This window comes from Lentzea sp. HUAS TT2 (genome assembly GCF_051853195.1).
GTDB lineage: Bacteria > Actinomycetota > Actinomycetes > Mycobacteriales > Pseudonocardiaceae > Lentzea.
On the sequence record NZ_CP196667.1, the window covers coordinates 1,592,341 to 1,604,927 of the forward strand.

The 12,587-nt window shown below is 67.6% G+C and carries 9 protein-coding genes; 6 read left to right on the forward strand and 3 right to left on the reverse strand.

Annotated features, from left to right (window positions below; all coding sequences use genetic code 11):
- The first annotated feature begins 298 nt into the window (after positions 1 to 298).
- From ACSHWB_RS07840 to ACSHWB_RS07850, 3 genes are read left to right on the forward strand one after another with little or no spacing between them, the layout of a single operon-like run.
- On the forward strand, positions 299 to 2,395 hold the full coding sequence (locus ACSHWB_RS07840; protein WP_439661408.1) for a helix-turn-helix domain-containing protein: 2,097 nt from the start codon (positions 299 to 301) through the stop codon (positions 2,393 to 2,395).
- Entirely contained in the window at positions 2,392 to 3,372 is a 981-nt protein-coding gene (locus tag ACSHWB_RS07845; protein WP_439661409.1) for a hypothetical protein, read from the forward strand. Before ACSHWB_RS07840 ends, ACSHWB_RS07845 begins: the two co-directional genes overlap by 4 nt.
- Positions 3,369 to 4,250: a DUF6339 family protein gene (locus ACSHWB_RS07850; protein WP_439661410.1), complete on the forward strand. Its 882-nt coding sequence runs from the start codon at positions 3,369 to 3,371 to the stop codon at positions 4,248 to 4,250. The genes ACSHWB_RS07845 and ACSHWB_RS07850 overlap by 4 nt, the downstream gene beginning before the upstream one ends.
- A 16-nt stretch (positions 4,251 to 4,266) precedes the next feature.
- On the opposite strand, the gene ACSHWB_RS07855 is transcribed toward ACSHWB_RS07850, so the two are convergent.
- The 3 genes from ACSHWB_RS07855 to ACSHWB_RS07865 form a co-directional block, all read right to left on the reverse strand.
- Complete coding sequence (locus ACSHWB_RS07855) at positions 4,267 to 5,373, reverse strand: DNA cytosine methyltransferase (RefSeq protein ID WP_439661411.1); 1,107 nt, start codon at positions 5,371 to 5,373, stop codon at positions 4,267 to 4,269.
- A 40-nt stretch (positions 5,374 to 5,413) separates the two neighbouring features.
- Positions 5,414 to 6,409 carry a DNA cytosine methyltransferase gene (locus ACSHWB_RS07860; RefSeq protein WP_439661412.1) on the reverse strand — a complete coding sequence of 332 codons (996 nt, stop codon included), beginning with the start codon at positions 6,407 to 6,409 and terminating at the stop codon, positions 5,414 to 5,416.
- An 86-nt stretch (positions 6,410 to 6,495) separates the two neighbouring features.
- The gene (locus ACSHWB_RS07865; RefSeq protein ID WP_439661413.1) at positions 6,496 to 8,109 is read right to left on the reverse strand and encodes a ricin-type beta-trefoil lectin domain protein; all 1,614 of its coding nucleotides are present in this window, start codon (positions 8,107 to 8,109) and stop codon (positions 6,496 to 6,498) included.
- 162 nt (positions 8,110 to 8,271) lie between these two features.
- Here ACSHWB_RS07865 and ACSHWB_RS07870 point away from each other — a divergent pair, with 162 nt between their 5' ends.
- The 3 genes from ACSHWB_RS07870 (at position 8,272) to ACSHWB_RS07880 (ending at position 12,532) form a co-directional block, all read left to right on the forward strand.
- On the forward strand, positions 8,272 to 8,778 hold the full coding sequence (locus ACSHWB_RS07870) for a SigE family RNA polymerase sigma factor (RefSeq protein ID WP_439661414.1): 507 nt from the start codon (positions 8,272 to 8,274) through the stop codon (positions 8,776 to 8,778).
- A complete protein-coding gene (locus ACSHWB_RS07875; protein ID WP_439661415.1) occupies positions 8,775 to 9,686 on the forward strand; it encodes an LCP family protein in 912 nt (303 codons plus the stop codon). The genes ACSHWB_RS07870 and ACSHWB_RS07875 overlap by 4 nt, the downstream gene beginning before the upstream one ends.
- Before the next feature lie 86 nt (positions 9,687 to 9,772).
- Complete coding sequence (locus ACSHWB_RS07880; protein ID WP_439661416.1) at positions 9,773 to 12,532, forward strand: helix-turn-helix transcriptional regulator; 2,760 nt, start codon at positions 9,773 to 9,775, stop codon at positions 12,530 to 12,532.
- The last annotated feature ends 55 nt before the right edge of the window (positions 12,533 to 12,587 follow it).

Genomic DNA, 12,587 nt, shown 5'->3' on the forward strand with positions numbered 1-12,587 from the left:
CGGCACGCTTCTCCACGTGTCATTCGGGTGCGAAAAATCGAGTCGACTCCACGTCGTGAGTCGGACCGAGAGCGTTACGTATTCAGTTGGACTTCACTGCTGAGCGGCTCACCTCCGGCGGGAACGACCCACGACGCGTGTCGCGATTCAAGGATGATGCGGTCTCCAATAGGCTTGGTCGACCGTGGCAGGCTTAACCATAAGTTGACAGCGAGACGAGCGTCAACTTCGCCTGGTAGGGTGGGCACACCCCCGACAAGAGCCACTTCTCGGGAACGGCGGAAGGCAACGACGGCAGATGAGTGTCGAGCACGGCGAGGAATTCGGTCCCTGGCTCGGGCGGCAGCTTCGCCGGGCCACGAGGTCACAGGCCGAACTGGCCAAGCACCTCGGGATCACCCGTGCGGCGGTGTCCGCGTGGATCGTCGGCAGGGCGGAACCGCGCGACGAGCACAAGCGGATGATCGCCGACTTCCTCGGCATCGAGCCGGAGGCGGTCACCAACCGAACCTCCGACATCTCGACCAACCTCCCCCTCACCTGGCACCACCGGCCGGCTCATGCCGACGGGGGCCGCGAGTACGGAAACGCCGCCGCCTTCGCCTTCAACGCGGACCTGTCCGTACTCGCCCGCGAGGCCACGCAGAACTCGCTCGACGAGCGTCACGACCTGACAAGACCGGTGCAGGTCCACTACACGCTGCACGAGGTCAGCGGTCCGCACCTCGACAAGTTCCTCGACACCCTGCGGTGGAACGAACTCCGCAAGCACTACGACGCCGCCGCCGGCAAGAACCAGAAGGTCTCCCGGAGTCTGAAGGCTGCACTGGAGGAACTCGACCGCACGCGAACCGTGGTGCTACTGCGGGTCGATGACTACAACGCGGCCGGCCTCACCGGCCCCGAATACCGCGATGGGCGGTTCGCCGCAGTGGTCCGCCGACAGCTCGACAGTCACAAGGAGTCGAGCAGGCGCGCGGGCGGTTCGTACGGCCTGGGCAAGGTCACGCTCTGGGCGACCAGCAAGTTCGGCCTGGTGCTGATGAACTCCACGCTCTCCGAGCCTCACGAGGGCCGCACCGAACGCCGGACCATCGGCAGGCTCGACCTGCCGTGGCGGACCGTGGACGACGAGGCATACGCGGGCCCTGCCTGGTTCGGCGAACCCGACACCTCGCCGGAACACCCCAAGGTGTCGAGGTCCTGGTGGGCCGACGAGAACACGGTCCGAGACCTGCACCTGGAACGCCCACACACCGACCCCGGCACGTCGTTCCTGATCGTCGGCGCGCACGACGCCTCAGGTGACGCCGAGTCCTTGCCGGACATGCACGAGAAGCTGGTCCGCTCGCTCGCCGACGGTTTCTGGGCGGCCATGGTCGGCGGCCAACGCGCCGGCGCGTTGCTCGACGCGCGGGTCACGACGATGCGCAACGGTCAGGTGCTCGTGCCCGAACAGAGGGTCGACCCCTACAGCAGGCATCCCGCGCTCAGCCGAGCGTTGAAGGCCTACCTCGACAACGACACCGTCAGCGAACGGACGTCCGGCGACCAGGTCGCGCAGAGCGACGTGCCGCTGTTCGTGACGCCGCTGCGGGACGCGGCCCGCGTCGAAGGCAAGGGCACCCAGCACCGCGCAGTCCTGTTGCTCACCGGGACCGACGACGAGGACCGGAAGAACCGCGTCGTGTGCATGCGGGGCAACCGAATGACGATCATGGAGCGCCGCCCGCGTGAACTTCCGCTGGGCACCGACTCCTTCCAGGCCGTGCTGCTCGCCGGCCACGCGACCGAGAACGACGGCGAGGACGTTCAACTCGCCGAAGACTTCCTCCGTGCATCCGAACCCCCCGAGCACAACAAGTGGGATCGCACCGAAGAGCTCACGTCCCTGTACCGACGCGGCGCGTTGAGCCGTATCGACGACTTCAAGGACGAGATCGACCGAGCAGTCCGAGAGCTGGTGGGGCGCCGCGAAACCGTCACGCGCGGTGGACCGGCGGCGCTTCAGGAACTGTTGCGACTGAGCACAGGAGTGTCCGCCGGGACAAGGCGCGCGCAAGGCGTGCCGACGGTCCGCAGCATCAACGCGAGGCTCGACGACACCGGTGCCTGGCACGTCGACGTCGATCTGAAGCTGCCGGACGCCGAGGACTCCTGGCTGCTGACCCCGGTCGCCAAGTTCGACGTGAGGTCGGGCGGGCGGCCCGCTATCGAGTGGAGTCTGCTCACCGCGTCCGACAACTGCCGCGTCGAAGGCAACAATCTGGTGATCCCGGCCGGCACGCGTTCTGCGTCGTTCGCCGGCGTCACCGACCCTGCGAGTCATCCGGTGCGGGGCAAGCTGTCACGTCTGCTCGTCGACGTCCAGAAGGCACGGGGAGGTACCCGGTGAAAGCGGCGTTCCCGTACCCGACTCTGTTCGGTGACGTGATCTTCGAGGTGACCGCCGTGGCGGTGGACGGCTCGCCCCTGCCGTACTCCCACGTGTCGAAAACCGAGCAAACGGTCGCCCTGCACCAAACGGGCAGGGACAAATGGGACGTCGCCACCCTGCATCTCCGCGCGACTCTGCCCGAGCAGGAGCTCGGCGAGGGTCCCTGGACAGATCCGGTATGCCTCGCGGTGCTCACCGAAAAGGCCACCAACGCCAGGACGAGCACCCGTCTCACGCGTGCGCAGGACGGCAGCTGGCATGGCCGAATCGAGCTGGTGCGCAACAATCACCTCAACCGCGCGGCGCTCAGCCTGACGGTGGCGGCCACACTGGACGACCTGCCGGGCCGCGTCATCGGCTCCGCGGAACGGGACTGGTACGTCGATCTGAAGGTGACGACACCGGTCCGCCAGCGCGACATCGAGATCGTCGAGATCGACTTCCGCGAGGGCGAGCTGGAGTGGCTGCGCCCGTTCAAGGAGGCACCGTGGATCGTCGAGACCACCGGTGAGATTCCGACCGTGTACCTGAACACCAGTGCAGTCGAGGGTCTGGTCGAGGTTCTGCACGGCACTGGCGGCAGTGTCGAGGAGAAACTGCTGCGGGAGATGACGTCGAGTCAGGTCGCTCAGGATGCCTGGACGGCCATGTTCCACACGGCGATCAGCGATCTCGACGTGGACGAGGACGGCACTCCCCAGATGCCGGGCGGATGGCGGGAGCCGGTTCTGCAGATGATGCTGCCGGACGTCCTTCCCGGACGGCAGCTCACCGACGCGCTGTTCGACATCAACGAGCGCCGCACCAAGGGGTTCGGCTGGTCCGAGTTGCAGACCAGCGTCCAGTACGCCGCCGGCAGGCGCAGCCAGACGACCAAGAAGCTGACCGTGGCGACACGGTCGGTGAACCGCGTCGCGAGGGACGGAAGTCAGTGAGCAGTCCGGACGTCACGAGCACGATCGGGCTTCTTCCCGACGCCGCGATCGCCAAGTTCCTCACCAGAGGAATGCAGACAGGACAAGAAAACCCACCACTGGTCGCGCTCCGGAAGGCGGCCGCGGAGCCGGACCTGTCAGAACCACGTTGGTACGTCGACCCGGTGCGAGACCTGCTCGACGAGGCGATGAGCCGGTTCGACGGACGGCCGGCCCGTGCGGACGGATGGCTGGCCCCTCGTCTGCACGCGACGTTGCGCATGACGCGGGCGGAGGCCGCCGACAGTCGCAGGTGGAACTTCCTGGCGATGATCACGGCACCCGACTATGTCGTGTGGCGACACAAGGGCAGCGAGATCGTGCCCAGCGCCCGTTTCAGCGGTCCGCACTACACACAGGCCTTCTCCAGGCTGTGGTGGGCAGCCGAACTGTTCCGCGACGGTGACGACTACCGGCCAGTCGAGTTCGCCTGCAAGTTTCAGGACGTACTCAACACGACGATGCGACTCGACGTGATCGACCACCGCCCGACCGCGCAGTCGATCCTTCGCCTGCTGGAAGAGCTGCGGAACGTGAGCACATCGAAGATCGGCGACCGGGTTAACGCCCTGTCGTCCGCCGTGAACGCCGCCGGAAGCACGGTGATGTACGACGTATTCGCGCCGGACGACCAGTTGGATCACGACGCGGTGCAGGACTGGGTGGCCGAGTCCGCGAGCATGCCCCCTGTGCCGTGGGACCGGCTTCCCGAAGGCCCGGACGACGGCAAGGTCAGCGAGCGTGCCATCGGCACACTCGTGCCGCTGTTCACCCAGTTGCTGGAAGAGGCGCCACTTCGCAAGCGCGGCAAGCACTCCTCGGACGACGAGGACGAGTAACCATTGTGGACGGTTATCACGCCTTGGTCGTGGGCACCAGCGGCTTGTCCGGGTGGGGATCCCACTTCGCCCCGACCGCATGGTCGAGGTCTGCGTTGTCGAACTTCAGACCGAGCGCGGCAGCCAGGATATGAGTCGCGAGCCTGGGCGGGATGGCGTTGCCCACCTGCTGCGGGATGTGCTTGCCCGACCACGGGTAGTCGACGGGGAAGGTCTGCAGCCTGCCGAACTCGTCCTTCTTGAACCGTTGGGGCGTCGACTTGAGGGTGTCGTCGGCGTACAGCTTGTTCCGATCGATCTTTCCGGTGACAGTCGCGGAAGGCTCATCGGAGCGGCGCCTACCGCGCGCTTCCGGCACACCGCCAGTGCCGTAATTGGAGACGACCACGAACTTGTCATCCCGGTTCAGCGCTTGCGCCATAGACACCCACGGCAAGAGCGCCTGGTCGCCTTCGGACTGCGGCTTTCCCTTGCGGTAGCGGCGATGCGTAGGAGTCGGAAGCTTGGCTTCGCCGTCTCGGCGCGCAATCAGAATCGCCCGTCGCCTCGTCTGCGGCACGCCGAACTCCTCGGTGTGGAGAATCCCGGTGTCGACGTCGTAACCCATACCCCGCAACACCTTGTCGTACGCCTCCCACACCGGCAGCACGGCAGGCACCTGTTCCAACACGATTGCGTCGTACGGGCTTCCATTGCGATCGGCTCGCAGCAACCATCTCAACGGCTCAAGAACAAGACCGGTACGCGGGTCCGCGTCACCGTGCAGATTCGCGAGTTCTTTGGTGACGTCCTCGTTGTTCACCATGCGTTCCAGGTATCCGAGTACCTGGTCCAACGCACGCCTACCGGCTCCACCGCCCGCGACGGTGTAGGTCTGGCACGGCGGGCCGCCGGCAAGCACGTTCGCGTGAGGATAGTTGTCCGGACCGAACTTCCGGACATCGGCGAACTCGGTGTTGAGACCAGCCGCACGCCGGGTAGCACAAGCGTCCTTGTCCCACTCGATACCGTCCACACCGAGGCCGAGCCAGTGTGCCGCAACGTCAAGTCCACCGGGGCCTGCGAACAGATCGACCATGTGGATCTGCGCAGACGTGAAGAGCGGCGGCTGCACAGAGGTCATGGGGCGGGAGTTTATCCCGAAGTGGTCGCCGTAATGGCGATCAGGTGCCCGCACGTTTCAGAGCGGTTCGAATCGCCTGTCCCAGCGCTCGACCCACCGGCGGCGGCGACGCGTGTCCGATCTGTCGGTACCTGGCCGTTTTCCTGCCGGCGAACTGCCATTCAGGCGGAAAACCCTGCAGTGCGGCTGTCTGTTCCACGGTGAGCTTGACCATGCCGGCCCGCCCGAGTCCGGGACTCCAGTCGAAGTCGGGTCCGGGCACGTCGTCAGCCACTGTCCCGCCGTCCACGCCCATCTTCGCCCAGGCGCGCTTGGAACCGGTGGGGCCGAGGTCGGGTCCACCACGTGCCCACGAGCCGCCGACCAGGGTGGGAGCGAGTTTGTCCGCCTGCTTCGCCCACTTCTCCACCTGCGGCCATCCGCGAACGCCCATCGACGCGCCCAGCGCTTCGCCAACGGTCACGAACTGCTCCGACGAAGGCTCCGGCTCTTCGAAGAAGTCCAACACGTCACCCTTGAACGCCACGAGAATTCCCTGTTCACGACTCTGCGGTACGCCGTGGTCGGCGGCGTTCAACACGAACCAGCGGTGTCGGTAGCCGAGATGTCCGAGCTCTTCGGCCACGTAGTCCCGGATCGACTGGTAGCCCGGTTTGACGGCGAGGTCGGGCACGTTCTCCACCAGCAGGGCGCGCGGTTGCACCCCGGGAACGAGCATGATCGTCGCCTTGAGCAGTTCGAGCTCGGCATCGTTGCCCTGCGCGCGGGAGGCCGTAGCCGACGCCTGCACCCTCGGCAGACCCGCGGACAACAGATCCACGTCGTAGACCTGCGGATAGTCCTCCGGCACGAAATCCATCAGATCCGTTTCGAGCACGTGCCAATGAGGACGATTGACGCGCAGGGTTTCGCAAGCGACGTCCCGATTGTCGATGAGCAGCACCGGATCGAACCCAGCCTGCTCCAACCCCAGTGCGAGCCCTCCGGCGCCTGCGCAGACGTCAAGAGAGGAGAAGCGCTTTTCCACTTTCACCATTACGCGCCCAGATCCCCCTCTGGCTCCGTGTCGAATCGAGAATAACCCCAAACGAAGCCAGAGGGGCGAAGTTGCACGGCAGGTGGCTAGCGGAACTTCCAGGCCTGGGCCGCGGAACCGTTGCAGCTCCAGATGTTCAGCCGCGTGCCGGGAGTGGTCGACGCGTTGGGGTTGTCCAGGCACAGCCCCGACTGCGGGTTCTGCACGGAGCCGTCCGACCGCACGCGCCACTGCTGCGCGCCCGTGCCGTTGCACTCCCACAGCTGGACGGGCGTGCCGTTGGTGGTGCCGGAGTTGCTGATGTCGAGGCACTTGCCGGAGATGGCGATGGTGCCGTCCGCGACGACGCGCCACTTCTGCGCGTAGGAGTTGTTGCAGCCCCAGATCTGGACGGGGTTGCCGTTCTCGGTGCCGCCGGCGTTGTTGTCCAGGCAGAGCGCGGAGTTCGCCGACAGCTCGACGGATCCGGTGCCGGACGGGTGGCGTTCGGCCGGGAGTGACGGCGTGTTCAGGTGGTAGAAGTCGACGGCCAGGTAGTTCGGGGTCTTGCGGGCCGCGGGTTCGCAGAAGCGCTGGGCCCGGTTGACGGTCTTCGAGTTGTCGGTGGAGACGGTGCCCTGCATCGGGACGTCGCGGAAGTGGTTCATCACGAAGAGCGGGCGGAAGCCGGCCTCCGTCGCGGTGAGGGGCTTCTCGCCCCAGCGGGAGTAGCAGGACCAGTCGGAGCTGCCGGTTCCCGCGCCCATCGACCAGTAGTTCTCGACGGTCCAGTCCCTCTGGTAGAGCACGCCGGAGTTCTCGCGGCCGTCGCGGCCGTGGTCGGTGAAGATGAGCAAACGCTTGCCGGACGCCCTCATCTGGGACAACGTCGGCCAGCCGTTCTCGCGGACGCCCTCGGCGCGGTACAGGACGTCGCCCAGGCCGTTGACGCGCGCCAGTTCGGAGCGCAGGACGTCGGCCGAGACGTAGTCCTCCAAGAAGACCGTGACGATCTCGGTGGGGCGTGACTTCAGGAAGTCGACGATGCGCTGGATGTCGACGTTCAACGCCACCGGCCTGCTGACGGCCGTGCAGCTGTTGTGGCAGAGGATCGCGCCGTCGGGGGTCTGGTGGATGTCGAGCATGAAGCCGCGGACGCCGTCGTTGAGCTGCTGCACGATGCCGCGGGACTGGTTCGGGGCGATGTTGGCGAACATGAAGCCGCCGTCGACGCCGTTCGCGTAGGCGTTGTGCGCGGTCAGGAACGTCATCTCGTCCAGGCGCGGGTCGGCGGGGGTCTGGACGCGGACCGGGTTCACCGGGGTGAGGAACCACGTGTCGTTGCCGGTGCCGACGCGGACCTGGTCGGTGCCGGACGCGATCAGGTAGCGGTCGGCGCCGGGGTCCTTGAAGCGGTACCTGTCCTGGTCGTCGAGGAGCCCGACCCACTGGGCCTCTGCGCTGGAGCAGCTGACCATCTGGGCGGCGTCGCCGTTGCGGCCGAGGCACTGGCCGCCCTCGGAGAGCGTGCTGCCGTTCCAGGAGAACTGCTGGCGGTCCTCGTTGCCCTTGGGGCGGTGTTGCTGGACCGACGAGCCGGAGACGGCCGCGTTCTGGCCGGTCACGGCGCTTTGCAGGTAGTAGTTGCCGTTGGGGGCCGCGACCGCGTCGACGGGGACGAGGAGCAGCGACAACAGCGCGAGTGCAGGGATGATGCGCATGGGGTGAAGGCTGGCCCATGGACGTGAACATGAAAAGGATTCACACCGAAATCCGTCCAAACCGAGACATCTGTGGGCTGGACCACAAAGTTCGATGCAGCGGATCGAGCGGCGAGAGGGGTTTCCCGATCCGCAAGCGACCACAGAGGGAAAGGGGGCGGCGTGGGGTTCGACCAGTTCGTCGCTGATCGACTCGACCGGCTGTTGGGGTACGCCACAGCCATCACCTGCGACAAACACCTGGCGCAGGACATCGTGCAGAACGTGCTCATGCGCGCGCAGAGCAAGTGGGAGCGCATCGGGGCGATGGATGCGCCCTATCTCTACGTGAAGCGCATGGTGACCAACGACTACCTGTCGTGGCGGCACCGCAGGGCCGCGCGCGAGATCGCCGTGGAACGCGCTGAGCTCGCCAAGCACGCACCGTCGATGGCCGATCCGGCTGACGCGCACGCCGAACGCGACGCCATGCGCGCACGGATCGCCATCCTGCCGCGCAAGCAGCGCGCCGCGTTGGTGCTGCGGTTCTACGAGGACTGCAGCGACGCGGAGATCGCACAGGTGCTCGGGTGCGCGGAATCGACCGTGCGCAGCCAACTCTCTCGCGCACTGCAGACGCTGCGCACTCAGGAACTCGCCCGGACCGCCACCCTGGGGGTGCACTCATGAACGACCTGATCCGCCAGGCCATCGCCGCTGAGGCCGACGAGCGCGTCGACTCCAGGACCGTGCTGGCCAACCTGCACAAGGCCAGGAAGCGCAAGCCGTTCGGGCTCATCGTCGGTGTCGCGACGCTGACTGCGGCCGCTGCTGCAGCCGCCGTCATCGTCCCGACGGCGATCAAGAAGACCGAGGCCGCCCCACCTGCGGTGTCACCCACGCCCAGCACCCAGAACGTGCTGCTGCTCGGAACCGACAACACAGGCCGTGCCGACGCGATCGTCCTCGCGCAGTTCCGCGAGAACGGCTCGGTCATAGTGGTCTCGCTGCCCAGGGACACCGAGTTCCAGGGAAAGAGGCTCAGCGAACTGGGGTCGCCGGCGAAGCTCGTCGAGGCCGCCGAGTACCTGACGGGATGGAAGCCCGACCACTACGCCTCGATCAAGATGTCCAGCTTCGGCGCGATCTCTCAGGCCGTGGGCGGCGTCGAGGTCTGTCTGAGCAAGGCGACGAGCGACCCGTACAGCGGAGCGGACTTCCCCGCCGGCAAGAACACGCTGATGGGCGACCAGGCACTCGCCTTCCTGCGGCAGAGGTTCAACCTGTCCCTCGGTGACGGGAACCGGGACCTTCGGCATCTGGCGTTCCTCGCCGGGCTCGGCGCGAAGATCACCAAGGACAACGCCGTCTCTCTGGCCGGCGAGATCGGCAAGTCGATCGAGGTGGACGCCGGATGGGACGTGGTGGAGTTCGCCAGGAGGTTCCAGGGGCCGATCGAGGTTCAGTCCGCCGTGACCGTCGGCGGCGCGTTCGGCCAGCCGGTCAAGCCGCCGTTCAGCACCCCACCTCCGGGGAAGCCTTTCGTCAGGAACCAGGACGGCGAAGTCTCCACGGCCGTGGTCGAGTGCGTGGAATGACGATCACTCCAATGGAGCATCAAGTCGCCCTTCTGCGCAGCCGATGACCAGCGTGTAGCCCGCCGGACGGCCGCTACGATCAATTCGTGCGTGAACCACTTGAACGTGACTCAGAGATCGCGCACATTCGTGAAGCTCTGGACGCAGCCACCCGTGGTGAGGGTCGCGTCGTCGTCATCGAGGGCCGTGCGGGCATCGGCAAGACCAGGCTCGTGCACGAGTGCCGTGAGCTGGCCAAAGAGCGCGGGTTCGGGCGGCTGCAGGCCGTCGGTGACGCGCTGGAGAGCGCGATGGCGTGGGGCGTCGTCCGGCAGATGGTCGAGCGGTCGGTGTCGCGGTACTCCGGTGAGCTGCGCGAGAAGATCCTCGCCGGGCCGTCTGGGGCGGCGCTGAAGGCCCTGGACGACGCCGCGCTCGACCCGAGTCAGGCCGAGCTGGCCCGCACGCTGCACTCGTTGTGGTGGGTCGCGGTGGACCTCTCGTCCACCCGCCCTCTGCTGATCACGGTGGACGACGCGCACTGGGCGGACCACTCGTCGCTGCAGTTCCTCGTCTACCTGTCCCGCCGGATCGCGGACCTGCCGATCGCGCTGGTCGTCGCGACCCGGCCGCCGATGGACAACTCCGGGCCGCTCGCGCAGCTGAGCGTGTCCGCCGACCGGTTGCTGCCGCGCCCGCTCACCACGGAGGCGCTCAGCGCGCTGGTCGGCGGGCACCCCGAGGTGATCACCGCCCTGCACGCGGCCAGCGGCGGGAACCCGTTCCTGTCCGGTGTGCTGGTCGACGAGCTCGCGACGCTCGGGCTGCCGCTGGACGACGCCGCGACGGCCGAGAAGGTCGGCACGCTCGGGCCGAGCACCGTTTTCCGCGCCACGCTGGGAAGACTGCCCGCAGAGGCGGTGGCGCTCGCGGGTGCGGTGGCCGTGCTCGGCACGCACGCGGATCCCTGGCAGGCGGCGGAACTGGCGGAGGTCGGCGACCTCCCGGCCGCGGTCGAGGCGTTGACGGCGGCGAACGTCATGGTCACCGGTGAGCACCTGGAGTTCGTGCATCCCGTTGTGCGCGAAGCGGTGCTGACCGGTCTCGGGCCAATCGCGCGCGCCTCGTTGCACGCGCGCGCCGCGAAGTCGTTGCAGGAGGCGCACGCGTCGGCTGATCGGGTGGCCGCGCATCTCGTCCACGCTCCCAAAGGGACACTGCCGAACGCCGCCGAGGTCCTCAGGAAGGCCGCGGCGACGTTGCTCTCGGCCGGCGATCCGCGCACTGCCGCAGGACATCTGGCGCGCGCCGTGGACGAGAGGCCCGGTGACGCCGGACTGCGTGCGGAACTCGGCCGGGCGTTGCTGCGGCTCGGCGACGCGGTGAACGCGCAACGGCATCTGAAAGCGGCGGCGCAGGGGTTGCCGGACGCGGAACTGGTGGCAGCGGCGGCCTCGGCGACGGCCGCGCTGGAAGGCCCGGCGGCCGCCATCGCGGAACTGACCGAGGCCATCGAGGCCCGCCCGGACGGCGAGTCACGGCTGCACCTCGAGGCACGGCTGGCGGTGTTCCGCTCATTCCTCCCCGACCAACGCCAGGTCGCGTCCGCACACCTCAGCGGCTACGCGGGCCTCGCGGGCGGCACCCCGGACGAACGCACGTTGCTCGGCCTCCTCGCGCAGATGGGCCGCTATGAGGTGTGGCCGCACGACGAGGTGGCCACGACCGCGACGCGCGCGCTCGCGAACGGTGCGTACCTGGACGACGCGACGGGCAGCACGGACGCGATGGTCGCGTGGCTGGTGGCGTTGCTCGCGCTGATGGCCGCGGACGGCGTCGACACCGCGCGGCACGAGATCGAGCGGGCCAGGCTGAAGGTGCGGGCGCACGGCTCGCCGATCGAGTTCGCGATGGTGGCGAACGCGTCGCTGTTCCTGAACTGGCGCTGCGGCAACATGCAGGTCGTCGAGGCCGAGGCCGAAGGCGCGCTGGCCGCCGTCGCGCACGAGGACCCGGTGTCCGAGGTCATCAGCCTGCGCGCGACCTCGACGCACTTCGCGGTCTACGCGGCTCTCGAACGGGGTGACGTCGCAGCGGCGTCCACGTTCATCAGCGCGTTCGACAGCAAGCACGCCGATGCGCGACTGACCATGCCGATGATCTGGCTGCACGAAGTACGAGCGCTGATCGCACTGGCCGAAGGCGACGCACGGCGCGCGATGTCCGAGGCCTACCGCCAGCGCGACGCGATGCACCAGGTGCACGTGGATCCGCCCACGATCCCGTGGCGCGCGGTGGCCACCCGCGCCGCGTTACTCCTCAACCAGCACGAACTCGCCCTGGAACTCGCCACCGAACAGCTCGAGGTGGCCCGCAAGTGGGGTGCGGCGACCGAGGTCGGAGCAGCGTTGAGACTGCTCTCCAACGCCGACACGGACGCACGGCTGGAGCTGCTGACCGAGTCCGTGACCGTGCTGGAGACGTCGCCGTCACGCCTGGAGCTCGCCCGTTCGCTGGTCGACCTGGGCGAGGCGTTGCGGGTGGCACGACGGCGAACGGACGCGCGCGAGCCGTTGCACCGGGCGATCGAACTGGCCGGGAACTGCGGCTCAGCGGCACTGCAGACCCGCGCGGTCGAGGCGTTGGAAGCGCTCGGCGACCGGCCGCGGCGGCAGATCACCCTGGGCGCGGAGGCGCTGACGGCGTCCGAACGCAGGGTGGCCGACCTGGCCGCGGCGGGCCGGGCGAACAGGGAGATCGCGCAGGAGCTGTTCGTGACGCCCAAGACCGTCGAGAACCACCTCGGCCGGATCTACACGAAGCTCGGAATCGCAGGTCGCAGGGATCTCGCCCGCGTCCTTGCCTAGAACAGAGCGACGTGGGGGTGTGCCTGATACACCCATCTTTTCCGCAGGAGGATTG

Coding starts and splice junctions, on each gene's coding strand:
- ACSHWB_RS07840 (WP_439661408.1), top strand. CDS start 299: ATGAGTGTCGAGCACGGCGAGGAATTCGGTCCCTGGCTCGGGCGGCAG.
- ACSHWB_RS07855 (WP_439661411.1), bottom strand. CDS start 5,373: ATGACCTCTGTGCAGCCGCCGCTCTTCACGTCTGCGCAGATCCACATG.
- ACSHWB_RS07860 (WP_439661412.1), bottom strand. CDS start 6,409: ATGGTGAAAGTGGAAAAGCGCTTCTCCTCTCTTGACGTCTGCGCAGGC.
- ACSHWB_RS07865 (WP_439661413.1), bottom strand. CDS start 8,109: ATGCGCATCATCCCTGCACTCGCGCTGTTGTCGCTGCTCCTCGTCCCC.
- ACSHWB_RS07875 (WP_439661415.1), top strand. CDS start 8,775: ATGAACGACCTGATCCGCCAGGCCATCGCCGCTGAGGCCGACGAGCGC.